The organism is Vreelandella subterranea, from assembly GCF_900111305.1.
In the GTDB taxonomy this organism is placed as follows: domain Bacteria; phylum Pseudomonadota; class Gammaproteobacteria; order Pseudomonadales; family Halomonadaceae; genus Vreelandella; species Vreelandella subterranea.
This window is the reverse complement of record NZ_FOGS01000012.1, coordinates 54,541-77,651: the sequence shown is the minus strand read 5'-3', so window position 1 is coordinate 77,651 and position 23,111 is coordinate 54,541. Positions and strand designations below refer to the sequence as shown.

Genomic DNA, 23,111 nt, shown 5'->3' with positions numbered 1-23,111 from the left:
TTCAAGAAATGGGAAAGTAATGGGTCGAGGCGGTGATTAGCCTTCGACAACTGCCAGAATATCGGCTTCGCTCATGATCAAGACTTCTTCGCCGTCGATCTTCTGTTTTTCAACGCCGAAGCCGTCTTTGAAGATCACGTTATCGCCAACTTTCACGTCTAATGGGCGAACATCGCCGCTTTCTAGAATGCGGCCGTTACCGACAGCGATAACTTCACCACGGGTAGGCTTTTCCTGCGCATTGCCCGGAAGCACGATGCCGCCAGCGGTTTTCTGCTCTTCTTCCACGCGACGAACGACGACGCGATCGTGCAAAGGACGGATATTCATGCTTACGTTCTCCTGAGTATCGTCAAAGCCCCAGTCAGGGCGGTTAGTGTTGATGGTTTTCGTGGGCGGTGCCCGCGAAAAATGAAGGCAGGATGCCTTCGCTGTAAATGGCAACCACTTTATAGTGAAGCAGTTACCGAACTTGTGTGCTGATTCAAAAGTGGGGGCTGCGGATGGCCTTTCAAGGGGTCGCTAATAAAAAAATCTCAAGCGCCGACCCGTTTGCTAGCCACGGTGTTTCGGCTCATCCCGACTAATAAAATCACCTTCGATCGGCCCTTCCGGCTTGTCCGCGGATGAGGCGCGCTCACCGTGACGATAGCCGGGTTCATCCTGCTGGTAGGCCCACGACGAGTCATGCCCGGATGTGCGGTGGGTGGCGACCTTTAACCCCAGGGCGGTCAGCAGTTTAAACAGCAGGCGGCGGGCATTCGGCACAAGGCAGGCAAGGCCCAGGGCGTCAGACAGAAAACCAGGTGCCATCAATAGCGCGCCGCCAAATATCAGGGCGGCACCGGTAAACAGCTCGCTGGAGGGAATTTCGCCTGCCTGCATGCGCTGGCGGGCGCGGGCAAAGGTTGCCACGCCTTCCTTGCGAATGAGATGAAGCCCCACGACCCCGGTGCCAATCACCAGCAGCAGGGTCATTAACAAACCGATTTGGCTGCCAATCGAGAACAGGATGACAAAATCAAGCAGCGTGAACAGGGAAACAAACACCAAAATAGGCATAACCAACTCCGTAATAAACGTCATGAGAGATATGGTGACAGTCTGATCGAAAAACAAGTTGGGCTAAATAGCCCAGCGAAGCTGCATTGCGCTTTTTGGGGATTGCCGGGTGATGGTTTGCGTGTCAGTTTGAATGACGAGATATATCAACGTGCTTAAAAACGGATGGGAAGGAGTGTCAAATGAAGCTGGATGGTCGGGTAATTGCGATAACCGGAGGCGCACAGGGTCTGGGCTATGCCGTGGCCCAGCAACTGGGGAAGAAGGGGGCAAGGCTGGCGTTGCTGGATATTAGTGGCGAAGCTCTGGATAGCGCTGTCTCGGCACTGGCCCGGGAGGGGGTCGATGCGCAGGGGGTGGTCGTTGATGTTGCCGATGAAGCCTCGGTTGCGCAGGCCTTTGCGGACATTGCCGAGAAGCAGGGCCCGATCAGCGGGTGTGTCAACAATGCGGGGATTACCGACGATGCCCTGATGGTGAAAGCCAAGGAGGGGCAGGTGGAAACGCGTATGTCCCTGGCGGCGTGGCAGCGCGTTATCGATATCAACCTGACGGGCGTGTTTTTGTGTGGCCGGGAAGCGGCGACGCAAATGATCGAAGCCCGGCACGAAGGCGTGATTGTCAATATTTCCAGCATCTCGAAAGCAGGTAATCCCGGCCAGAGCAATTACGCGGCCGCCAAGGCGGGGGTTCACGCATTGACCGTCACCTGGGCAGCCGAGCTTGCGCGGTACGGCATTCGCACGGGCACGGTGGCACCCGGTTTTATCAATACTGACATGACGGCCTCAATGCGCCCGGATATGCTGGAACGCATTGCGTCGAAGGTGCCGCTCAAGCGCCTGGGCGAGCCGGAGAACATTGCGCAAAGCGTGGCCTTTATCCTCGAGAACGACTATTTCTCCGGTCGGATCATCGAGTGCGACGGTGGGCTGCGGCTATAGCCAGGTTCCAGGGGCGGTGTTGGTGGTCCCGGCCCTAGCGTTTCGTTTCCAGGTTATCCACCTCTTCGGCCCAGCGCTTTACCTTACGGCGCTGAAGCCGCCCGTTGAGACGTTTGGTGTCCACACTGATGGGGATCAATGCTTTTTCGGAAGTGGATGGGTCGCTTAGATAGAATGTCCGTGACGCCCCGACAGGCCTGTCCTCCGATCCATAGATGGCAATCACCCGCAGCTCCAGTTGCAACCCCGTCTGGTCATAGATGGCGTTGTCCAGTCGCCAGGTGGTGCAGATCTGATCGGCAATGTCGGCAAAGCGTTGCATATGCAGGTAATCGCCAGAGGCCAGCGGCCCCTGGTGGCTTCTGATGGATTTCCCTTTCTGTTCATCCTCTTTCTCTTCCTGGTACTCCGCGACGTCGACCATGTAGCTGTTTTCCTGCGTGTGAAGAATCGCCACCACATGCTGGATATAGATGGATTCACTGCTCATGTTGCTGATCAAACACAGCGCATTCTGCCCGGTGCCCAGGCCGCGGTTGATGATGATGCGTGGGCGCCGCTGGCGAACGTAGCCGTTATAGAGTAGCTGCGCGTAAAATAACCAGACAAGAAGCGTCAGGATGCTCGTGACGGCGGAAATTGCCTGAGCGTTATTATTGAGCCATTCCATGGATGCGTTCCTTCGCCGGATGTTTGATTGAGGATCTGCCAAGTAAAACAAAAGCTAGCTCAATACGCTGGAGATGCCAGTCACATAGCTGATACATTTATATCAGACTAAACGCATATAATGGATGCAAAAAAAGTCGAATACGAGGAAAACGGGCAATCATTGATGAGGCCGTCAGGAGGGCAGCAAACAGGGTGCCAGGAGGGAATGACGCTTGAAACTGAATTGGTGCGGATGGGGAGACTTGAACTCCCACGCCTTACGGCACTAGAACCTAAATCTAGCGTGTCTACCAATTCCACCACATCCGCGGAACGGGGGGTATACTATCAATCTTTTGTATAAAGTCAACGACAAAGTGTTCAATCCGCCGGTCAGGGAGCGCGAATGCGATTGAAACGCTGGGTAGCTGCCGGTAGTGCTCTGGTAAAACGAGCACTACCGGGTTATTGCGCGTTTTGTTTGGCACCCCTTGAAGGTGGCGCAAGCTGGTGCTCGGAATGTTTCGAGCAGTTGCCCTGGAATCGCCCCGCCTGTCCGTGCTGTGGTGATCAGCTAACGAACGATCACCCATCCTTGTGCGGGCATTGCATCAGTAAGCGGCCTGCCTTTGAGGCGGCTCATGTGGCGTTACGCTATGCATCCCCCATCAATGCACTGGTGCGCGATTTCAAGTTCAACGCCCGGCCCCGGGCAGGCATGTTGCTGTGCGAATTAATGCAGGACAGCCTGCCCTCGCCACCCTTTGATGCGATACTGCCTGTGCCCATGACGCCCGAGCGCGCTCGCGACCGCGGGTTCAATCAGGCGCACTGGTTGGCTTTCGAGCTCGCCCAGCGAAGCGGCCTGCCCCTGCTCGAAGCCCGGCGACTCAAGCAGGGGCCTTCACAGCGCGGCTTGAACCGTCAGGCGCGTTTTGCCAATCTGGCGGGCGCTTTTGTGGTCGAGACACCACCGCCTGCGTATGTGGCGATTGTCGATGATGTTGTCACGACGGGCGCCACGGCTCATGCGCTCGCCCTGGCATTGCGGCGGGCGGGGGCGCAGCGTGTTGATGTATGGGCGGCAGCGCGTACACCGCTGGTGGTGGATGATGTCTAACGGCATGACCCATCGTCGACGATAGCCTTTTACGGATGGATCCCTGGAGACACCATGACGCATGTTTTTCAAACGCTTTCTCCCGGTCTTGTGATGTCAGCGGTGGAGTCGTTGGATATATGGCCAACGTCAGAACCGTTTGCGCTGAACAGCTATGAAAACCGCGTGATGATGTTTCGCGATGAGCACGGCAGTCAGTGGATCATCAAGTTCTACCGTCCTGAACGCTGGCAGGACGCCACTATTCAGGAAGAGCACGATTTTCTCGTCGAACTGAGCCAGGCCGAGGTGCCGGTGGCCACCGTTTGGCGTGATCGCCGGGGGCAGAGTCTGCATCACTATGAAGGGTATCGTTTTGCGTTATTCCGCCACTGCCCTGGTCAGGCCCCCGAGCTGGACAACGATGCCCATCTTTTCGCGCTGGGAGAGCTGATGGGGCGGCTGCACGCGGTGGCCGACAAGGGCACTTTTACCCATCGTCCACGCCTTGAGTTATTGGAGGGGGTGAGAGATGCCCAGCAACGGGTCTTCGATAGCCAGCGTTTGGATCGTCATCAGCGTCGAGGTTATGAAAGCGTCATTACCCGCATGCTGGAAGCGCTTCTTCCCTATCAGTGGGGTGAGGAAGCGATGATACGCTGCCACGGTGATTGCCATCTGGGCAATATCCTGGGGCGTGATGAGCATTTTTCACTGGTGGATTTTGATGATTGCCTGATGGCACCGGCGATCCAGGATATCTGGATGCTGCTATCCGCCAATGAGCCCGTCGAGTGGCGCCGTCAGATAAGTGAGATTGTCGAAGGGTACGAAGAAACGCGCCCCTTTCCCCATCAACAGATAGAGCTGATTGAGCCGCTGCGTGCCTACCGGCTGATACGGCACAGCGCATGGCTGGTCTCTCGCTGGCAAGACCCTGCCTTCCAGCTGGCGTTTCCCTGGGTGGCTGATAAAGGGTACTGGGACCAGCATATCCGGCAACTCGAGCAACAGTTGCTGGTCCTTAAAAAGCCGCAGTGGCTGGCATAGTGTCCTTCTATCATCCGTATAGCGGCATGCCTCATCATGCCAGGCTGCCACACAGCGTCGAGGTGCGCTAAGATGCACCGTTTCATTGCGTTATGTTAATATTTTATTGTACATAACTTATTTAAAGTATATTTTCTGTACATGGTTGTGTCTGGATCGCGTCCAATCATTGCCATGGCGGCCAAAGGCCGACTCCTTTTAGCGCGATGGTGCCTTATCCATCGTGCAAGACACTTTCGACGAGGCTTACCATGACGGATGATATCGCCCAGTATTATCAGCAGATTATCAGCGCACTTGGGGAAAACCCTGAGCGCGAAGGGCTGAAAGACACGCCGCTTCGTGCAGCGAAGGCAATGCAGTTCCTGACGCATGGCTACCATCAATCGCTTCAGGAAATCGTCAACGGCGCCGTATTCGAGTCGCAGACCGACGAAATGGTACTGGTCAAGGATATCGAGCTGTATTCAATGTGCGAGCATCACCTGCTGCCTTTCATTGGCAAGTGCCATATTGCTTACCTGCCGAACGGTAACGTCTTGGGACTCTCCAAATTTGCTCGCATTGTCGATATGTACGCCCGGCGCATGCAGATCCAGGAGAATCTGACCCGGGAAATTGCCGAGGCAGTGCAGCAGGTTACCCAGGCACGTGGCGTCGCCGTGGTCATTGAAGCCCGTCATCTTTGCATGATGATGCGGGGTGTCGAGAAACAAAATTCGAGCATGACCTCGTCTGTCATGCTGGGCGATTTCCGGGCCAATCAGGCAACGCGTCAGGAGTTCTTGACGCTGGTCAATTAACCCAGGGCGACACGATACGGCATTACGGTTGGTCTGCTACCCTGTTTCGTCATAGCATGAAGAGGTTATTTTGCTGATGAGTCCCTTATCTGGGGGCAGGAGTCTGTCATGGAAGCGCTTAAAGAGACACAGCTGTACTGTCCGTTTGCCTATATCGATGGAAGTTGGGTAGCGGCCGACAGCGGTGATCAGATCAACGTCCTTAACCCGGCCACCGGCGAAGTAGTGGGTGATATGCCAAGGTTGGGGAAAGCCGAAACGGAACGGGCCATTGAAGCGGCCGATGCAGCGCTTCCCGCATGGCGTTCGCTGACTGCCCAGGAACGGGCGGATTTGCTATTGAAGTGGCATGACCTGATGCTCGAGCATCAGCATGATCTTGCCATGTTGATGACCCACGAGCAGGGCAAGCCTCTGAAAGAGGCGGCAGGCGAAATCGCCTATGCGGCGAGCTTTCTGCGCTGGTTTGCGGAAGAGGCTCGCCGTGTCTACGGCGAAACCATTCCGGCAGCCAATGCCAATCAGCGTATCGTGGTGACCAAGCATCCTGTAGGCGTTGTCGGTGCCATCACGCCCTGGAATTTCCCGGCGGCGATGATTACCCGTAAAGCGGGTGCGGCCCTGGCGGCTGGCTGTACCATTGTGGTCAAGCCCGCAAGCCAGACGCCGTTTTCGGCCACGGCGCTGGCCATGCTGGCGGAACGTGCCGGTATCCCCCGGGGCGTTTTCAACGTCGTGCCGGGCAGCGCTGCTGATATCGCCGAAGCGCTCACCCAGTCATCCAAGGTGCGCAAGATTACCTTTACCGGCTCAACCGAGGTTGGCCGCAAGCTGATGGCGCAGGCCGCCGAGCATGTGCAGAAAATATCCCTTGAGCTGGGCGGCAATGCGCCCTTTATCGTCTTTGAGGATGCAGACCTTGACGCTGCAGTGGATGGCGCCATGGCCGCCAAGTTCCGAAACGCAGGTCAAACATGCGTCTGCACCAACCGCTTTTTGGTCCAGTCCAGCGTGATCAATGCGTTTTGCGAAAAACTCGCCGTCGCGATGAACAGCGAGCTGAATGTGGGCGATGGCACTCAGGACAATATCAACATCGGGCCGTTGATTGATCAGGATGGCGTCAACAAAGTCAGTGAGCACGTCCAGGATGCTGTCGATCATGGGGCCGAGCTGTTATTGGGCGGGTATCCCCACCCCCTGGGCGGTAACTTCTTCAGCCCTACCTTGATCAGCTTTGCCACCAGTGAAATGAAAGTGGCCCATGAAGAGACCTTTGGCCCGCTGGCGGCGGTCTTTCCCTTCGACGACGAAGAGACGGCCATTGAAATGGCCAACGACACTCAGTATGGGCTGGCGTCGTACTTCTATTCACGTGACCTGTCGCGGGTCTGGCGGGTGTCTGAAGCACTCGAATATGGCATGGTCGGCATTAACACCGGCCTGATCTCCAATGCAGCGGCGCCGTTTGGCGGCGTGAAAGCGTCCGGCCTGGGGCGCGAAGGGGGGCATCAGGGCCTGGAAGAGTATCTGGAAACCAAGTACCTGTGCATTGACCTCGGTTAAACCCCCGCTGTATAAGCTTTCCTGCACCGAAAAAGCCCTCATCGATAAGACATCAATGAGGGCTTTTTGATGGCGGGAGGCTAGCCGGGCCTAGTGGCGGAAATGGCGCATGCCGGTAAATACCATGGCAATGCCGGCTTCATTGGCTGCATCGATCACTTCCTGGTCGCGCATTGAGCCTCCCGGCTGAATGACAGCGGTGATGCCCGCTGCGGCGGCGGCATCAATGCCGTCACGAAACGGGAAGAAAGCGTCTGACGCCATCACGGAACCCGGCACCGAGAGGCCTTCGTCGGCCGCCTTGATGCCCGCAATCTTGGCGGAGTAGACACGGCTCATCTGTCCCGCGCCAACGCCTATTGTCTGACCGTTATTGGCGTAGACGATGGCATTGGATTTAACGAACTTGGCCACCCGCCACGCAAATGTGAGGTCACGCAGTTCCTGCTCGGACGGCGCGCGCTCGCTGACCACCGTCAGGGCATCGCGGGGCACCATGCCCTGGTCGCGCTCTTGAACCAGCAGGCCACCATTAACGCGCTTGAAGTCGAAGGCCGGCTGGGTTTCGCTGGGCCAGTGTGCGCTGACATCCAGTAGCCGGACATTCTGCTTGGCGGCCACGATGGAAGCGGCGTCGGCGCTGACGCCGGGGGCGATAATCACCTCTACAAATTGGCGGTCGATGATTGCCCGAGCCGTGTCGGCATCGAGCGCCACATTGAACGCGATGATGCCGCCAAACGCACTGGTAGGATCGGTCGCAAAGGCCTTGTCGTAGGCGTCAAGGGCGGTGGCGCCAATCGCAACGCCGCAGGGGTTGGCGTGTTTGACGATAACGCAGGCGGTGTCTTCGAAGGCTCTGACACACTCGAAAGCGGCATCGGTATCGGCGACATTGTTGTACGACAGCGGTTTACCCTGCAGCATTCTCGCCGTCGCCACGCCGGGTTCGTTCGCTTCTTCCTCCACGTAGAAAGCCGCCTGCTGGTGGGGGTTTTCCCCGTAGCGCATGGCCTGTTTCTTGTGCAGCTGTAGATTGAACGTGCGCGGGAAATTGGCATCTGCGGCTTCAACCTGGCGACCCAGGTAATTGGCAATGGCAGCGTCGTAGCCCGCCGTGTGCTCAAACGCTTTGACGGCAAGATCGAAACGGGTGGCTTCGCTGACACGCCCGTCCTGGGCGGTGAGCTCACCCAGTACCCGTGGATAGTCGGCGGCGTTCACAACAATCGTCGTGTAGGCATGGTTCTTGGCGCAGGCGCGGACCATGGTCGGGCCGCCAATGTCGATGTTTTCAATGGCTTCCTGGCGTGTGCAGTCCGGTTTGGCGACGGTGGCGGCGAAGGGATAAAGGTTCACCACAACCATATCAATCGGCGTGATGTCGTTCTCCGCCATGACGGCATCATCCTGCCCACGACGAGCGAGGATGCCGCCATGGATTTTGGGATGCAGTGTCTTGACACGGCCATCCATGATCTCGGGGAAACCGGTGTGCTCGCTAACTTCCTTAACCGGAATCTGGTGTTCCTGTAGCAGGCGGAATGTACCGCCCGTGGAGAGAAGCTCCACGCCGGACTCGGACAGACCACGGGCAAATTCGACGATGCCGGTTTTATCAGAAACGCTCAGAAGGGCGCGGCGTACGGGGGTCGCAGTGCTATCAGCCATGAGGGTGCTCGTATGCAGAGTAGAGAATAAAAAACAATGATGCCCCAAGGCTATGGGGCGTCACCTTCAATAAGTCCATAAAGCTTCAGTTTCTTGCGCAGCGTGCCGCGATTGAGGCCCAGTACATCCGCTGCGCGGGTCTGGTTGCCCTCGGTGTGCTCAAGCACGCAGGCGAGCAGTGGCGCCTCTACTTCGGCCATCACCATGGCGTACAGGTCGGTTGCCTGACTGCCATCGAGATGCTCGAAGTAGCGACGCATCGCGGTTTCCACGCACTCGCGCAGTGGCTGCGCGGGCATACTGGCGTCGGAATCAGCCAGTGTCCCATTGAGCGGGGTATGGCTATCGGGGGCACTGTCGCTGGAAACAAGATCAAGATCGCGTTCGGTCATGCTGCATAGCTTCCTTTGGCTAGCAGACGCTTGATGGCATCGGGTGCCATGGCGTCATTGATCCAATTAACTTGTGTTTCGTTAGAGGATAATCCGTTAAATTGTTGCTTTAAATCACGCCGCTGAGCGGGAGTAAAACGGGCATCTTCGCCCAGGTACCAGCCCAGGTGCTTACGCGCAATGCGCACGCCCATGGTGTCGCCATAAAAGCTATGTAGAGCGCTTAGATGGGCAATGAGCACACTACGACGCTCTTCCAGGCTGGGCTGAGCGCGGTGCTCACCATGTTCCAGAAAGTACTGAATCTGATCAAAAATCCAGGGATTTCCCTGAGCGCCCCGTCCTACCATGACGGCGTCTGCTTGCGTATAGCGCAGCACGTCTGCCGCTTTTTCCGGGGTCGTGATGTCCCCATTGGCAATCACCGGAATGTTCAGTCGTGATTTTATATCGGCGATGGTGTCGTACTCCGCCCATCCAGTATAGCGCTGCTCGCGGTGTCGGCCATGAACCGCCAGTGATTGAATGCCAGCTTCCTCGGCAAGGCGCGCAATACGGACACCATTATTCGTGTCGGCGCACCAGCCGGTGCGTATTTTCAGGGTAACGGGGATGTCGACGGCGTTGACCACGGCATCGAGAATCTCGCCAACCAGTTTTTCATCGCGAAGCAAGGCAGAGCCTGCTGCCTTGTTGCAGACTTTCTTGGCCGGGCAGCCCATGTTGATATCGATGACCTGTGCGCCAAGGTCGGCATTGAGCCGGGCTGCCTGGGCGAGCATCTCGGCGTCGCCCCCGGCAATTTGCACAACCCTGGGATCAGGTTCGCCGCGATGGTCCATGCGCAGCTTCGATTTGCGTGTGTGCCACAGGCTCGGGTCGGCAGTGACCATTTCGCCAACCACCCAGCCTGCTCCCAGTTGCCGACACAACTGACGGAAAGGGCGATCGGTCACACCCGCCATGGGCGCTAATATGACCCGGTTCGGCAGGGTGTAGGGGCCAATCTTGAGCGGTGGCAATGTCGATAGGGTCATGGCAGTTGACGCTTTGATGGTGCGGTTAACGACCGTCAGGTCGCCCGAGGTGGCGTATGATACGCTTACTCGACGGCGGGGTGAAGGCGGCCAGGGTCGTAATCGACGTATTAAGCGATACGTTGTCCGGTCAGGCGTACCCAGCCTTCCTGCATGACAGGCGTATCCATGCTCAGCCCCTCTTGTTGATAGGCCTGCATGACGTCATCAGCCTGGTTGGCCAGAATGCCTGAAAGGGCAATGCGACCGCCGGGCGCAACGTGGCCTGCAATCGTTGATGCCAGCTCAATCAGCGGACCCGCCAGAATGTTGGCGGTGACAATCGGATAGCGGCTTTTGGCGAGCTGCTCGGGATAACAAAGGGTCAGAGCCGTTTCATCAATCTGGTTACGCTCCGCGTTCTCGCGGCTGGCTTGCAGCGCCTGAGGATCAATATCGGTACCATCGGCATGGGCCGCACCGAGCTTTAATGCGGCAATGGCCAGAATGCCCGAACCACAGCCGATGTCGAGTACAGACTGGCTGGCGAGTTGACCGCTGACGGCCAGGCCGTCGAGCCATTTCAGGCACAATGCAGTGGTCGGGTGGGTGCCGGTGCCAAACGCCAGCCCCGGGTCGAGGATCAGGTTGACGGCATCGGATTCGGGCGGTTCATGCCAGCTTGGCACAATCCAGAGCCGTTCTCCCATGCGCAGGGGGGTAAAGTCTTTCATCCACTCGCGTTCCCAATCGCGATCCGCGAGTAGCTCGTAGTCAATGCTCGGGCAGGGTTCGTCCGGTACCTGTTCCGACCAGGCGGCTTCGATACGCGCCAGCATGGCGTCGATGCCCTCGAGATCATCGTATAGGCCGGTGACGACAGTGTCCTGCCATAAAGGCGTTGTACCGCGTTCAGGCTCGAAGACCGGGTCGTCATGGGCGTCTTGAAGCCCGATCGCTGTCGCGCCTTCTTCAAGGAGCAACTCTTCCAGCAGCTCTGCCTGCTCGGGCGGGACGTGCGCTTTGAGTTGAAGCCAGGGCATTCCGGATCTCCGCAGCAGCAAAAAAAAAGCGGGATGACGATGGCCATCCCGTGATCATCAATCTCAGCGTGGGTTAGCTGCTGAGTTTCTTTTCGAGGTAGTGGATATTGACGCCACCCTGGCGGAAGTAGCTGTCGCGCACCAAGTCTTTTTGCAGATCAATGTTGGTTTTGATGCCTTCGACCAATAGCTCATCCAGTGCGTTGCGCATGCGGGTGAGGGCAATTTCACGGTCCTCTCCCCAGGTGATCAGCTTGCCGATCAGCGAGTCGTAATGGGGCGGTACGGTATAGCCGGTATACATGTGCGAGTCCATGCGTACCCCGAGGCCGCCTGGCGCGTGGTAAAGGCTTACCTTGCCGGGTGAGGGCATGAAGGTGCGCGCGTCTTCGGCGTTGATACGGCATTCGAACGAGTGGCCGTTGAGTACGACGTCTTCCTGGCGGATCGTCAGCGGCATGCCCGAGGCAATGCGTAGCTGTTCCTTGACAATATCCACGCCGGTTACCATCTCGGTGACCGGATGCTCCACCTGGACGCGGGTATTCATCTCGATAAAGAAGAAGTTGCCGTCTTCGTAGAGGAACTCGAAGGTACCTGCGCCCCGGTAGTTGATTTCCACGCATGCCTGGCGGCACGCTTCCAGCACCTTGGCGCGCGCGTCAGGGTCGATGCCGGGGGCCGGTGCTTCCTCGAGGACTTTCTGGTGGCGACGCTGGAGCGAGCAGTCCCGGTCAAAGAGGTGGATGGCATTACCCTGGCCGTCGGCGAGTACCTGAACTTCCACGTGGCGGGGATTTTCGAGAAACTTCTCCATGTAGACGGTGCCATCGCCAAACGAGGAGTGGGCCTCGGTGCGGGTGACGGTAATCGCGGAAAGCAGGTGGCCCTCGGCATGCACAACGCGCATGCCGCGCCCGCCGCCACCGGCTGCCGCCTTGATGATAACCGGATAGCCGATGCGCCGGGCAGTCGCGAGATTGGTTTCATCATCGTCGCCAAGCGGGCCGTCCGAACCAGGAACCGTGGGAACGCCAGCCGCTTTCATTGATTCAATGGCGCTGACTTTATCGCCCATCAGGCGAATGGTTTCTGCGCGGGGGCCGATAAACGTAAAGCCCGAGCGTTCTACCTGTTCGGCAAAGTTGGCGTTTTCGGATAAAAAGCCGTAGCCGGGATGAATGGCGCTGGAATCGGTCACTTCCGCGGCGCTGATCAAGGCCGGAATATTGAGATAGGACTGAGCAGAGGAGGCCGGACCGATACATACCGCCTCATCGGCTAGGCGTACATGCATGAGTTCGCGGTCCGCCTTTGAATGAACCGCCACGGTTTTAATGCCTAGCTCTTTACAGGCCCGGAGGATACGTAGAGCAATCTCGCCGCGGTTGGCGATAAGTACCTTGTCGAGCATGGGAGAGTCCACCCGTATTGAAATGAAGGATTAAGCGATGACGATCATTGGCTGATCGAATTCCACCGGCTCACCGTCTTCTACCAGAATGGCTTCCACCACGCCGTCACGGTCGGCTTCGATTTGGTTCATCATCTTCATGGCTTCCACGATACACACCGTATCGCCTTGCTTGACCGTATCGCCAACTTCCACAAAGGATTTGGCGCCGGGTGCGGGACTGCGATAGAAGGTGCCGACCATCGGTGAGTTGATGGCTTCACCGCGATAGCTGGTGCCCGGAGCGGTATCCTCTGCAGGCGCCGGAGCAGTGTTGGCAGCGGGCGCGGCAGGTGCCTGTTGAGGGGCATGCTGAGCGTACTGGGGCATGGACTGCGGATGCCACGTCGCGCCATTGGGATGCCGACTGATGCGCACCGACTCTTCGCCTTCCTGGATTTCAATCTCGCTAATATTGGATTCTTCGAGCAGTTCAATCAGTTTTTTGACTTTACGGATATCCATTACCTAGCCCCATCACTATCGTTAAGAGTGGTGTGCTCACCGCGCGTCAATAGCGCAGTAAACCAAATGTTAAAATGAAGAGAACGCCGCATGATAACGAACGTTACCCTTTTATACTGCTTCAAAAAGCAGAAAATCAATCAATATGGTGGCGAAGTTTGCCGAAAAACGTTATCGATGTCCAGCTATCGCATGCTGGGCACATAGCGCTATTTCCAAACGATCGTTTGACGACATTCGCGACAGGACGCCTCAATATCTAACCTTGGCCCGTCTGGCGGCTCTCTTCCCAACGTGCCAGTTCGCGCAGGTGCCGGGCGAAGTCGGTGGCGTTGATATCGCCCTGGATGCGTGCTTCGCGGACCTCCTGGCCATTCTGAAAAAAGAGCAGGCTGGGTGGGCCGAATAGCTGGTAGCGGTTCAACAGTTCGCGACTTTGCGCATTGGTATCGGTGACATCGACGGCAATGCGCTCAAAGCCGGCAAGTTGCTCGATGACAGCGGGGTCCGTGTAGACGTCGCGTTCCAGCTGGCGACAAGCGATGCACCAGTCAGCCGTAAAATGAACGAAGACGGGGTTACCCTCTGCCTTGGCTGTATCGATGGCGCTGTTGAGTGCTGGCAAGTTGTCCAAACGCTGAAAAGCCAATGGGGCTGAAGCGTCGTTGTTATTGACCGTTTGGAAGTTTAGCGGGCGCAGGGGATCATGCGAGCCCAAGGCAGCGCCAAGGGTAAGGGCGATGCCCCAGGTCAAAAGGATAAGGCCCAGGGTTTGACGCGCTTTCGCCCAGCCCGATGGCGTATTGGTTTGCAAAGCCCCCAGGGTCAGGGCGGTGCCGATGGCAAGCGCTGCCCAGAGAAGCAAGGCAACCGGCGGGGCCACCAGACGTTCTACCATCCAGATGGCCACCCCAAACAGCAACAGCCCAAAAGCGATTTTGACCCCGTTCAGCCACGGGCCGGAACGCGGCAGTGATGTTGCCCCGAAGGTGCCCACCAACAGGAGCGGAACACCCATTCCCATGCCCAGCGCAAACAGCATGGCGCCGCCAGTGAATGCATCGCCGGTGGTGGAAATGATCACCAGCGCCCCGGCCAGGGGCGCCGTTACACAGGGAGACACCACCAGTACCGACAGCGCGCCTGCCAGTGCCAACCCTGCCGGGCCGCTGCGCTGTGCCCGTGCCTGCCAGGCGTCGATGCGCTGGGCCAGACGTGGCGACAGGCGCAGGTCAAAGGCGCCGAGCATGGCCAGGCCAAACACGCTGAACAGAATGGCAAAGGTGATCAGTACCGGGGCAGACTGCAACTGTGCCTGGAGATTGAGACCGGCCCCGAATAGCCCCATCAGCACGCCGACCGCCGCATAGGTCACGGCCATGCCGAGCACATAGCTGGCCGACAGCATGAAGGCTCGAGGGCGCGAGGGCTGTTGACCAATGATGATTGAAGACAGAATGGGCACCATCGGTAATACGCAGGGCGTGAATGTCAGCCCGATGCCTGCCAGGAAGAAAAGTCCCAGCGCCAACGGCAGGCTGGCGTCGGTCATCAGTTGGCTGAAACGGCTGTCCTCGCTCTGCGGCGCGCCAGGGCGAGTGGCATTGTCATTCACTGCCGCGGACACGTCGGCAGGTGCTGCCGTGTCGGTGGCGTCATCCGCCGCTTCCACTGGCGATGAGGCAGGTGTCTCGTCAGTATCCGCCCCGGCCTCCCAGTCGGCGTACGCGCGCGGCGGTTGGCTTTCGGTAGCCTGCAGCGCGACGGTTTCCGGCGGGTAACACAGCCCGGCATCGGCGCAGCCCTGGAAGGTAAAGTCGATATCCAGCGGACCTGAAAAGTCACTTTCCAGCGGCACTTCCATGACCATCCGGTCGCGGAAAATATAGACGTCACCCATGAATTCATCATTGGTGAAGGTGCCCTCGGGCAGTTCGAGCTCTCCCAGGCGAGCCTGGTTCGTCAGGCTCTCCACGGCAAACTGGTGGCGGTAGAGGTAATACCCGTCAGCGGCTTCGATGCCTACGAAAAGGGTGTCACCGTCATGCCAGGCGGTGGGTTGAAAGGCTTCCAGGACGGGAAGAAAGTCGTCGTTCTGATCGCTTGAGGAAAACCACTGCGCCTGGGCCAATAGCGGAAGCGTGCCGAGCAGACACAAGAGCCCTAAACGTCGAATCGTATGCAAAATGTATCCTTGGTCGATAACGTCATAACAGGCCGCTAGCATAACGCAAGATGGCGCGCCGGTAACGGTTGGCGCCGGGCGTCAGGAAAAATGCTGAACGCCAACGAAAGAGGCCACCCGAAGGTGGCCTCATTAATCACTGACGCGGAACTGCTCAGGCTTTGTGGTAAGCCGCCGCCGATTTTTCAATGGCTTTGCGTGCCGCGTCTACGCCTTCCCAGGACTCGACTTTGACCCATTTGCCTTTTTCGAGATCTTTGTAGTTTTCGAAGAAGTGGGCAATCTGCTGACGCAGCAGTTCGGGCAGGTCGGTGACTTCCTGAACGTCGTCATAGAGCGAGCTGAGCTTGGGGTGCGGAACACATACCAGCTTGGCGTCTTCACCGGCTTCATCGGTCATGTTCAGGATGCCGACCGGGCGTGCGCGGATGATGCTGCCGGGCTGGACCGGATGCGGCGTGACGACCAGTGCGTCCAACGGGTCTCCATCGTCGGCCAAGGTGTGGGGAATAAAACCGTAGTTGGCCGGGTAGAACATGGGCGTGGCCATAAAGCGGTCGACCAGCAGGGCCCCCATGTCTTTATCGATCTCGTATTTGATCGGCGCATGATTGGCAGGAATTTCAATCGCCACATACAGGTCGTTGGGCAGATCCTTACCAGCGGGGATGTTGTCGAAGTTCATCGTTAATTCCTTGGTCGTACAATGGCTAGGCAATCGAAGTTGCTGTATGAATAGCACCGGATTATACGAACATGGCCGCAAGATTACCAATGCGACATAGGTGTTGCGACGCCAAAGCGTCTCGCGATCGTGCTGCACGGCCTGCTTTACGACGTCACGACGTTTGGCGAGCATCGTTCCGTATCGCCAGCGTGTATCATAGGCGTTTCTAGACAGTGATGTCAGTTGCCAATGCTGTATGCTCAGGAGGATGACTTGGCCCATGCCCAATTGCTGATCAGTTACGGTCAGGCATTTGTTGCCCCGGACCGGCGTCTGCACCGCAGCTCCATGTCGGTACGCTTCCCCGAACCGCCGTTGCTCAAGGCAAAAGGAGGTTGCGCGGTCATTAGCGACTCCCTCGCGCGCAATACCCTGGCCAAACAGGCGGGAGATTTGAGCGTACGGGGCTTTTTAGCCGATTATTTTTCCACGCCTGATCATTGGGACGTCAAGACGTCGGCGACGCGCGTGCTCAGAGCGCTCAATAGCTGGTGTTACGGCCAGAGCCAGCATGTGCAGAACGGCAGCTTCGTGTCATCGCTGTCGGCCTTGATATTCCGTGAACGCGATGCCCATCTGTTCCACATGGGGGACACGCTGGTGTTCCGGCTGCGAGGCGCCGAGTTCGAACAGCTGACGCGTGATCACGTCACGGACCTGGGGGGCTACCGCTATCCATCCCGGGCGCTGGGCATGGATGGCAGTCTGGACATTGACTACACCCATCTGCCCATGAAGCAGGGCGATCTGTTCCTGTTTACCACCCAGGCCGTGGGGGGCACCTTGCTGCCGTCTGACTACGTGCGGCTGATCCGCCAGGATGCCAGCGACCTGGATGCGGCCTGTGAGCGTCTCGCCAATGAAGCGAAGCAGCGGGCTCAGGAACGCGGCTATGGCGGTGACCAATTCTGTTTCCAGTTGGTGCGCATCGATGAATTGCCTGAAGAAAGCAGCGATCATCCGGGGCAGCTATACGGCGAGCTGCCGATACCGCCCGAACTGGCACCCGGGGCCAGGCTGGATGGCCTGGAGGTGCTGGCAGTGTTGTCGCGTACCGCCCAATCACGTATCTACCGTGTCCGCGATGTCTACTCCGAGCGGGAAATGGTCATGAAAGCGCCGAGCCCCGAGCTTTCGTTGCGCAATGCCTATCTAGAGCACTTTCTGCTCCAGCAGTGGGTGGTGGAAAGGGTCAATTCGCCGTTCGTGGTCAAGGTTGTCGAGCCGTCGCGGCCGCGGCGTTACCTCTATTATCTGATGCAGCACATTGAAGGCGAGACGCTGCGTCACTGGGCCGAGCGCCATCCCCAGGCAAGTCTGTCCCAGCGACTGGATATCGCCAATCAGCTGGGCAAAGCCGTTCAGGCCTTGCACCACCGGGAAATCATCCACCAACAAATCAACCCCGATAATATCCTGATCGACCCCCACGGCAAGGTCGTGCTTACCGACTTCAGCGCCTGCCATATGCGCGAGGTTGACGGCCATCGCCACTCGGGCGAACTGTTGAGACAGGTGGGCTTCAACGAGCACACCGCCCCGGAGTATGCCCTGGGGGACAGTGTCGGGCGGCGCAGTGACCAATATTCGTTGGCATCGACCGTCTATTGGCTGTTGACCGGCGAGCTGCCTTACAACATGACGCCTAATCGGCTGCGCAGCCATACCGATCTGGAAGGCTTGACCTACCGCAACGCACGCACCACCAACCCGGAAATATCGCCAGAGCTCGACGAGGCCCTGCGGCGCGCCCTGGACCCCCAGCGAGCGCTGCGTTTCAGGCGGTTATCAGAGTTTCTGCATGCCCTGCGGTTGCCCTTGGGCAAGCGGGCAGCGGAGGATAAAGAGCGCAAGGAGCCGCGCCATTTCTGGCAGGGAGTCGCCGGTATTCTGCTGCTGTTGCTGGTGCTGTCGTGGCTGTTGCGTTAACGGTTCCATTGGATAAACAAGCCCAGGCGTCGCGGGACGAGCCTGGGCTTGTGTTATGGGTAGCGGCGACGCAGTAAATGCCTAGAGCGTAAACACAGGCAGCTTGCGTTCTACCTTGGCCAGTTTCAGCTTGGCCATTTTGGGCAGGCCATTTTCAAAGGGAGGGAAGTCTTCTCCCTGAATCAACGGCGAGAGGTAGTCGCGGCAGGTGTCGGTAATGTCGAAGCCTTCCTCGCTGATGAAATCCCGGGGCATGAACTTCTCCTGGTTCGCCACCTGGGACAGCGGCGCAGAAATGACATCCCACTGATAGGGCGACTGAGAAATCCGGCGAATGGCGGGCATCATGGCGTTCTTGCCTGCCAGCGCCAGCGTCACCGCTTCACGACCGACCGCGTAGGCCTGCTCGACGTCGGTCTTGGACGCCAGGTGACGGGCGGCGCGTTGCAGGTAATCCGCAACCGCCCAGTGGTACTTATAGCCCAGGTCCTGCTTGATCATGCCGGCCAGCGTGGGGGCAACGCCGCCCAGTTGGCGGTGACCGAAAGCATCGGTGTTGCCCGCATCGGCCAGGAAGGTGCCGTCTTCGTAGCGCGCCCCTTCCGACACCACGATCACGCAGTAACCATTCTGCTTGACGCTTTGCTCGACCCTTTCCATGACCGCTTTGCGGTTGAACGGAATTTCCGGGAATACGATCAGGTGGGGGGGCTCGCCCGCGCCTTCACCGGCTAACCCGCCTGCCGCTGCGATCCAGCCAGCGTGGCGACCCATCACTTCAAGCACAAACACCTTGGTTGATGTGGCACACATCGAGGCGATATCCAGCGACGTCTCACGGGTAGAGGTGGCGATGTACTTTGCCACGCTGCCAAAGCCAGGGCTGTTGTCGGTAATCGGCAGGTCGTTATCGACGGTTTTGGGCACATGAATGGCCGTCAGTGGATAGCCCAGTTTTTCGGAAAGCTGGGACACTTTCAGACAGGTATCCGCGCTGTCACCGCCGCCATTATAAAAGAAGTAGCGGATATCGTGGGCCTTGAAGACCTCGATCAGGCGCTCGTACTGGGCGCGGTGGGTATCGATATCCTTGAGCTTGTAGCGGCAAGAGCCAAACGCGCCCCCCGGCGTGTAGCGCAAGGCCGCGATGGCCTCATCGCTTTCCTGGGTGACATCGATGAGGTCTTCCGTCAGGGCTCCAATAATGCCGTTATGACCGGCATAGACCTTGCCGATCTGGTCGGGGGCTTGGCGGCAAGCTTCGATGACGCCGCAAGCACTGGCATTGATCACGGCGGTAACACCGCCTGATTGGGCGTAAAAGGCATTATACTGAGCCATGGAAACGTCTCATCTCCTGAAAGTCGGAAAGCGTAATGATAAGTGGGCGAAGTTTAGCGTAAAGCATTAAGGCCTGCATACGGCTAGTCGCCGCTATCCAGGGCCTGTTCGCGCTGGGCCAGTTGCCAGCCGCCTAAATCCTTGTAGCGGTTGACCATGGCGCAGAACAGCTCGGCTGTGCGTTCGGTATCGTAGCGCGCCGAGTGAGCCGCCTTGTTATCAAATTCGATACCCGCTGCATGGCAGGCGCGTGCCAGAACGGTCTGGCCGTAGACCAACCCCGCCAGGGTCGCCGTGTCGAAGCTGGAAAAAGGGTGAAAGGGGTTGCGCTTGACACCGCAACGGTTGGCGGCCGCGTTTAAAAAACCATGATCGAACGCAGCGTTATGACCGACCAGGATCGCCCGCGAACAGCCATGGGCTTTAATCGACTTGCGGATAGGCCGAAAAATCTCGCCCAGGGCTTCTTCCTCACTCAGTGCGACCTGCTGACGTAAGGGGTCATCCAGGTTGATGCCGGTGAAATCCAGCGCGGACTGCTCAACGTTGGCGCCCTCAAACGGCTGAATATGGTAGGCATGAGTGGCATCGGGCAAAAGGTTGCCTTCTGGGTCCATTGTCAGGGTAACGGCAGCAATTTCCAGCAAGGCGTCGCCTTGTGCATTGAAGCCCCCGGTCTCCAAATCAACGACAACGGGCAGGTAACTGCGAAAACGTTGGGCCATTAATTCGCGGGCAATCGCCTCGCTCATGCAGCTCTCCTTAGTCTGCGAGTAATCGGTTAGCGCTTTTCGTGGGGTGATTCTAGCAGTTTCCTGTTAAGGCGTCGTTGGCGGTATTCGCTGAGCACTGAGAACGCTATACTTGGAGGCTGGTGTTTTTCAGCGTGAGCCATTCCCCGATTAGCGAGTCTGGCGCGCACTCGTTCAGAAAAGGAGTCAAGAATGTCCGATGTCAAAAAGGTTGTGCTGGCATATTCAGGCGGCCTGGACACATCCGTTATCGTTAAGTGGTTGCAAGAAACCTACAACTGCGAGGTAGTGACGTTTACCGCCGACATCGGTCAAGGCGAAGAGGTTGAGCCAGCGCGCGCCAAGGCAGAGGCGTTGGGCGTCAAAGAAATCTATATCGAAGACCTGCGCGAAGAGTTTGTGCGTGACTTCGTCTACCCGATGTTCCGTGCCAACACCATCTACGAAGGCGAATACCTGCTGGGTACTTCCATCGCCCGCCCGTTGATTGCCAAGCGCTTGATCGATATCGCCAACGAGACCGGTGCCGATGCCATTTCCCACGGTGCGACCGGCAAAGGCAACGACCAGGTTCGCTTTGAGCTGGGCGGCTATGCCTTGAAGCCAGGTGTGAAAGTGATCGCGCCGTGGCGCGAGTGGGATCTGACATCACGCGAAAAACTGATGGCCTACTGCGAAGAGCACAACATCCCCGTCGACTTTTCCAGTAAAAAGAAGAAATCGCCTTATTCCATGGATGCCAACCTGCTGCATATTTCTTATGAAGGCGGCATTCTGGAAGACCCTTGGGCGGAAGCCGAAGAAGACATGTGGCGCTGGAGCGTCTCGCCGGAAGCGGCGCCCGATAAGCCGACTTACGTGGAACTCACGTTCGAGAAAGGCGATATCGTGGCGATTGACGGTGAAGCCCTCAAACCCCATGAAGTGCTTGAAAAGCTCAATAAGCTGGGTGGCGATAACGGCATCGGCCGTCTGGATATCGTTGAGAACCGCTATGTGGGCATGAAGTCGCGTGGCTGCTACGAAACCCCAGGGGGCAGCATCATGTTGCGCGCCCACCGGGCGATTGAATCATTGACCCTGGATCGCGAAGAAGCGCATCTTAAAGACCAGTTGATGCCGAAATACGCCGAAGTCATCTACAACGGCTACTGGTGGAGCCCCGAGCGTCGCATGCTGCAGGCGGCGATCGATGAAACCCAGCATAACGTCTCCGGCGTCGTGCGCATGAAGCTCTACAAGGGTAATGCCATCGTGGTGGGCCGTCAGTCAGAGCAGTCGCTGTTTGATGAGTCGATTGCCACCTTCGAAGACGATGCCGGTGCCTACGACCAGAAAGATGCCGAAGGCTTTATCAAGCTGAACGCGCTGCGTCTGCGGATTGCGGCGGGTAAAGGGCGTCAACAGAGCTAACGGGCTGGTTGGGCGGCAAGCATGACTTGCCGCCTGCCGGACGCGAGGAGACAAAATGTTAAAAAAACTACTCTCGGGGTTGCTGGGTGGCGGCCAGGAAGGCGCCAAGGGCAAGACTCAATCGGCCGACCCCGTCGAATACAAAGGCTACATGATCACTTCTCAGCCCGATAACCAGAGCGGCCAGTATCGGGTGAGCGGGTTGATCACTCGGCCCCAGGGTGAGGGAGAAGCGCTTGAGCACCGCTTTGAACGCTCGGATATGCTGCCCAGCCGTGACGCCTGCGACGCCATGATGATCACCAAAGCCCAGCGCTACATTGATGAAGTGGGCGATGACATGTTCAAGCCCGACCCACGCCACGAAGGCGACCGGTGACGGAGAGTCGGCTGTAACGTTAAGGAGAGGCGTATGCGGGTTGTCCACCAAGCCTCACCCTGGCGCTCCCTGTTTACTGATGACGGGACGCTCAAGTTATCGGCGCTCACCGCGCCGTTGAGTCACCTTTCCACCCATCTCTCTTCGCCGTTTACCTCGTTAGCCGATGCGCATGCGTGGCAGCTGTCCCTGGCTGAATCACTGGTTCATTATGACCTGCCAGCCTGGCGCATCAGTGAGGTGATCAGTGACCATAACGCCATGCTTTACCGTCAGGCGATTGCGCTATCGCTCGACGAAATGCGCGCCCAAGGCTGGGGGGAACCGCCGGTCGACTACTGCGTACTGCTGTTAGGCTCTGCCGCGCGCTATGAGAGTCTACTGGGTCCCGACCAGGACAATGCGCTGATCATTGACGACTACCCCGATCACCGCCACGTCGAGATCGACGGCTACTTTCAAGCATTAGGCGAGCGGTTTACCCGGCGTCTGGACGAGGCGGGTATACCACTGTGCCGAGGTCACGTAATGGCACGCTGGCCGATGTGGCGTAAGCGGTTGAGCGAGTGGCGCACCCAGCTGTCAATCTGGAGTGCCGACCGGCGGGTAAAACGGGTACAGCAGACCAATATTCTGCTTGATTTTGCACCGGTTGCGGGCAATTCGGCGCTGGCGGAACGACTGGCTGAAAGCATTGCGTCGACCTTGCCCGAGGCGTCCCTGTTCATGCACGAGATGGCCGCATTGCTTGACGAGCTGCCGGTGGCGCTGGACCGCTTCGGGCGGGTCACGTCAAGTCCCGGTCTTGCGGCCCCCCATCATCAGGCTGTCAATCTGAAACAGCAGGGGCTGTTGCCACTGATAAGCGCCGCACGCCTGCTGTGTGTGCGCCACCGGTGCCCTGAAATGTCCACCCGAGCGCGACTGGTGGCGCTTGACCAGGCAGGCGAGCTGTCAGCGGCGCAATCAGCGCTCCTGGTGGCGGCCTTCGAGCGTCTTCAGCAGCGCTTGCTGGATCAGCAGCGATACAACAAGGCCCGCGGCCACGCCGCTGACGGTTGGGTTGATGTGCAACGTCTGCGTGAAGATGAGCGGTTGCTTTTAAAGTTTGACCTCCAGCAGATCAAGGCGTTTGTACAACAGGCACGCGCCGCCTAGCCAAGCGTCTTG

At 58.0% G+C, this 23,111-nt stretch carries 22 protein-coding genes and 1 tRNA gene; 9 read left to right on the top strand and 14 right to left on the bottom strand.

The genetic code is table 11. The features are described 5' to 3' along the window. Positions 1-36 precede the first annotated feature (36 nt). Together BMX75_RS15680 and BMX75_RS15675 are read right to left on the bottom strand one after the other, a co-directional pair. Entirely contained in the window at positions 37-330 is a 294-nt protein-coding gene (locus tag BMX75_RS15680; protein WP_066320359.1) for a co-chaperone GroES, read from the bottom strand. 225 nt (positions 331-555) lie between these two features. Further along, complete coding sequence (locus BMX75_RS15675) at positions 556-1,062, bottom strand: FxsA family protein (protein ID WP_092829507.1); 507 nt, start codon at positions 1,060-1,062, stop codon at positions 556-558. 182 nt (positions 1,063-1,244) lie between these two features. Here BMX75_RS15675 and BMX75_RS15670 point away from each other — a divergent pair, with 182 nt between their 5' ends. Beyond that, complete coding sequence (locus BMX75_RS15670) at positions 1,245-2,006, top strand: SDR family oxidoreductase (protein WP_092829505.1); 762 nt, start codon at positions 1,245-1,247, stop codon at positions 2,004-2,006. A gap of 34 nt (positions 2,007-2,040) precedes the next feature. Here the strand turns inward: BMX75_RS15670 and BMX75_RS15665 are convergent, their stop codons facing one another. Together BMX75_RS15665 and BMX75_RS15660 are read right to left on the bottom strand one after the other, a co-directional pair. After that, the gene (locus BMX75_RS15665; protein WP_092829503.1) at positions 2,041-2,676 is read right to left on the bottom strand and encodes a hypothetical protein; all 636 of its coding nucleotides are present in this window, start codon (positions 2,674-2,676) and stop codon (positions 2,041-2,043) included. A gap of 226 nt (positions 2,677-2,902) precedes the next feature. After that, positions 2,903-2,987 (bottom strand) — tRNA-Leu (locus BMX75_RS15660). Positions 2,988-3,063: 76 nt separating this feature from the next. Between BMX75_RS15660 and BMX75_RS15655 the strand changes: the two genes are divergently transcribed. From BMX75_RS15655 to BMX75_RS15640, 4 genes are all read left to right on the top strand, one after another. Next, positions 3,064-3,777 carry a ComF family protein gene (locus BMX75_RS15655; RefSeq protein ID WP_092829501.1) on the top strand — a complete coding sequence of 238 codons (714 nt, stop codon included), beginning with the start codon at positions 3,064-3,066 and terminating at the stop codon, positions 3,775-3,777. Between the two features lie 54 nt (positions 3,778-3,831). Continuing rightward, on the top strand, positions 3,832-4,806 hold the full coding sequence (locus BMX75_RS15650; protein WP_092829499.1) for a serine/threonine protein kinase: 975 nt from the start codon (positions 3,832-3,834) through the stop codon (positions 4,804-4,806). Between the two features lie 251 nt (positions 4,807-5,057). Further along, entirely contained in the window at positions 5,058-5,609 is a 552-nt protein-coding gene (gene folE / locus BMX75_RS15645) for a GTP cyclohydrolase I FolE (protein WP_066320379.1), read from the top strand. Between the two features lie 108 nt (positions 5,610-5,717). Next, complete coding sequence (locus tag BMX75_RS15640; RefSeq protein WP_092829497.1) at positions 5,718-7,175, top strand: NAD-dependent succinate-semialdehyde dehydrogenase; 1,458 nt, start codon at positions 5,718-5,720, stop codon at positions 7,173-7,175. A 90-nt stretch (positions 7,176-7,265) separates the two neighbouring features. Here the strand turns inward: BMX75_RS15640 and purH are convergent, their stop codons facing one another. From purH to ppa, 8 genes are all read right to left on the bottom strand, one after another. Further along, positions 7,266-8,846, bottom strand: coding sequence for a bifunctional phosphoribosylaminoimidazolecarboxamide formyltransferase/IMP cyclohydrolase (gene purH / locus BMX75_RS15635; RefSeq protein WP_092829495.1), 1,581 nt, complete (start codon positions 8,844-8,846; stop codon positions 7,266-7,268). A gap of 50 nt (positions 8,847-8,896) precedes the next feature. Further along, positions 8,897-9,238, bottom strand: coding sequence for a DNA-binding transcriptional regulator Fis (fis, locus tag BMX75_RS15630; protein WP_092829493.1), 342 nt, complete (start codon positions 9,236-9,238; stop codon positions 8,897-8,899). Next, positions 9,235-10,275, bottom strand: a complete 1,041-nt coding sequence (dusB, locus tag BMX75_RS15625; RefSeq protein ID WP_092829491.1) for a tRNA dihydrouridine synthase DusB — start codon at positions 10,273-10,275, stop codon at positions 9,235-9,237. Before dusB ends, fis begins: the two co-directional genes overlap by 4 nt. Positions 10,276-10,385: 110 nt before the next feature. Beyond that, positions 10,386-11,297, bottom strand: a complete 912-nt coding sequence (prmA, locus tag BMX75_RS15620) for a 50S ribosomal protein L11 methyltransferase (RefSeq protein WP_092829489.1) — start codon at positions 11,295-11,297, stop codon at positions 10,386-10,388. Positions 11,298-11,370: 73 nt separating this feature from the next. After that, on the bottom strand, positions 11,371-12,711 hold the full coding sequence (gene accC / locus BMX75_RS15615; RefSeq protein ID WP_092829487.1) for an acetyl-CoA carboxylase biotin carboxylase subunit: 1,341 nt from the start codon (positions 12,709-12,711) through the stop codon (positions 11,371-11,373). Positions 12,712-12,741: 30 nt separating this feature from the next. Beyond that, a complete protein-coding gene (accB, locus tag BMX75_RS15610; RefSeq protein ID WP_092829485.1) occupies positions 12,742-13,215 on the bottom strand; it encodes an acetyl-CoA carboxylase biotin carboxyl carrier protein in 474 nt (157 codons plus the stop codon). A 259-nt stretch (positions 13,216-13,474) separates the two neighbouring features. Beyond that, positions 13,475-15,400, bottom strand: coding sequence for a protein-disulfide reductase DsbD (gene dsbD, locus BMX75_RS15605; RefSeq protein ID WP_092829483.1), 1,926 nt, complete (start codon positions 15,398-15,400; stop codon positions 13,475-13,477). Positions 15,401-15,554: 154 nt separating this feature from the next. Then, positions 15,555-16,085, bottom strand: coding sequence for an inorganic diphosphatase (gene ppa, locus BMX75_RS15600; RefSeq protein WP_066320401.1), 531 nt, complete (start codon positions 16,083-16,085; stop codon positions 15,555-15,557). 255 nt (positions 16,086-16,340) lie between these two features. Here ppa and BMX75_RS15595 point away from each other — a divergent pair, with 255 nt between their 5' ends. Next, positions 16,341-18,056 carry a bifunctional protein-serine/threonine kinase/phosphatase gene (locus BMX75_RS15595; RefSeq protein ID WP_092829573.1) on the top strand — a complete coding sequence of 572 codons (1,716 nt, stop codon included), beginning with the start codon at positions 16,341-16,343 and terminating at the stop codon, positions 18,054-18,056. Between the two features lie 81 nt (positions 18,057-18,137). Here the strand turns inward: BMX75_RS15595 and BMX75_RS15590 are convergent, their stop codons facing one another. Both BMX75_RS15590 and rnt read right to left on the bottom strand, forming a co-directional pair. Continuing rightward, positions 18,138-19,397, bottom strand: a complete 1,260-nt coding sequence (locus BMX75_RS15590; protein ID WP_092829481.1) for a 6-phosphofructokinase — start codon at positions 19,395-19,397, stop codon at positions 18,138-18,140. 83 nt (positions 19,398-19,480) lie between these two features. Beyond that, the gene (gene rnt, locus BMX75_RS15585) at positions 19,481-20,149 is read right to left on the bottom strand and encodes a ribonuclease T (protein WP_092829479.1); all 669 of its coding nucleotides are present in this window, start codon (positions 20,147-20,149) and stop codon (positions 19,481-19,483) included. Between the two features lie 192 nt (positions 20,150-20,341). On the opposite strand from rnt, the gene BMX75_RS15580 reads away from it, so the two are divergent. Genes BMX75_RS15580 through BMX75_RS15570 form a run of 3 tightly spaced genes read left to right on the top strand, consistent with a single transcriptional unit; the run spans position 20,342 to position 23,099 of the window. Then, positions 20,342-21,562 carry an argininosuccinate synthase gene (locus BMX75_RS15580; protein WP_066320407.1) on the top strand — a complete coding sequence of 407 codons (1,221 nt, stop codon included), beginning with the start codon at positions 20,342-20,344 and terminating at the stop codon, positions 21,560-21,562. A gap of 55 nt (positions 21,563-21,617) precedes the next feature. Then, a complete protein-coding gene (locus tag BMX75_RS15575) occupies positions 21,618-21,941 on the top strand; it encodes an HlyU family transcriptional regulator (protein ID WP_092829477.1) in 324 nt (107 codons plus the stop codon). Positions 21,942-21,974: 33 nt separating this feature from the next. Further along, the gene (locus tag BMX75_RS15570) at positions 21,975-23,099 is read left to right on the top strand and encodes a DUF294 nucleotidyltransferase-like domain-containing protein (RefSeq protein WP_092829475.1); all 1,125 of its coding nucleotides are present in this window, start codon (positions 21,975-21,977) and stop codon (positions 23,097-23,099) included. Positions 23,100-23,111: the final 12 nt, after the last annotated feature.

Coding starts and splice junctions, on each gene's coding strand:
- BMX75_RS15680 (WP_066320359.1), bottom strand. CDS start 330: ATGAATATCCGTCCTTTGCACGATCGCGTCGTCGTTCGTCGCGTGGAA.
- BMX75_RS15675 (WP_092829507.1), bottom strand. CDS start 1,062: ATGCCTATTTTGGTGTTTGTTTCCCTGTTCACGCTGCTTGATTTTGTC.
- BMX75_RS15670 (WP_092829505.1), top strand. CDS start 1,245: ATGAAGCTGGATGGTCGGGTAATTGCGATAACCGGAGGCGCACAGGGT.
- BMX75_RS15665 (WP_092829503.1), bottom strand. CDS start 2,676: ATGGAATGGCTCAATAATAACGCTCAGGCAATTTCCGCCGTCACGAGC.
- BMX75_RS15655 (WP_092829501.1), top strand. CDS start 3,064: ATGCGATTGAAACGCTGGGTAGCTGCCGGTAGTGCTCTGGTAAAACGA.
- BMX75_RS15650 (WP_092829499.1), top strand. CDS start 3,832: ATGACGCATGTTTTTCAAACGCTTTCTCCCGGTCTTGTGATGTCAGCG.
- folE (WP_066320379.1), top strand. CDS start 5,058: ATGACGGATGATATCGCCCAGTATTATCAGCAGATTATCAGCGCACTT.
- BMX75_RS15640 (WP_092829497.1), top strand. CDS start 5,718: ATGGAAGCGCTTAAAGAGACACAGCTGTACTGTCCGTTTGCCTATATC.
- purH (WP_092829495.1), bottom strand. CDS start 8,846: ATGGCTGATAGCACTGCGACCCCCGTACGCCGCGCCCTTCTGAGCGTT.
- fis (WP_092829493.1), bottom strand. CDS start 9,238: ATGACCGAACGCGATCTTGATCTTGTTTCCAGCGACAGTGCCCCCGAT.
- dusB (WP_092829491.1), bottom strand. CDS start 10,275: ATGACCCTATCGACATTGCCACCGCTCAAGATTGGCCCCTACACCCTG.
- prmA (WP_092829489.1), bottom strand. CDS start 11,297: ATGCCCTGGCTTCAACTCAAAGCGCACGTCCCGCCCGAGCAGGCAGAG.
- accC (WP_092829487.1), bottom strand. CDS start 12,711: ATGCTCGACAAGGTACTTATCGCCAACCGCGGCGAGATTGCTCTACGT.
- accB (WP_092829485.1), bottom strand. CDS start 13,215: ATGGATATCCGTAAAGTCAAAAAACTGATTGAACTGCTCGAAGAATCC.
- ppa (WP_066320401.1), bottom strand. CDS start 16,085: ATGAACTTCGACAACATCCCCGCTGGTAAGGATCTGCCCAACGACCTG.
- BMX75_RS15590 (WP_092829481.1), bottom strand. CDS start 19,397: ATGGCTCAGTATAATGCCTTTTACGCCCAATCAGGCGGTGTTACCGCC.
- rnt (WP_092829479.1), bottom strand. CDS start 20,149: ATGAGCGAGGCGATTGCCCGCGAATTAATGGCCCAACGTTTTCGCAGT.
- BMX75_RS15580 (WP_066320407.1), top strand. CDS start 20,342: ATGTCCGATGTCAAAAAGGTTGTGCTGGCATATTCAGGCGGCCTGGAC.
- BMX75_RS15575 (WP_092829477.1), top strand. CDS start 21,618: ATGTTAAAAAAACTACTCTCGGGGTTGCTGGGTGGCGGCCAGGAAGGC.
- BMX75_RS15570 (WP_092829475.1), top strand. CDS start 21,975: ATGCGGGTTGTCCACCAAGCCTCACCCTGGCGCTCCCTGTTTACTGAT.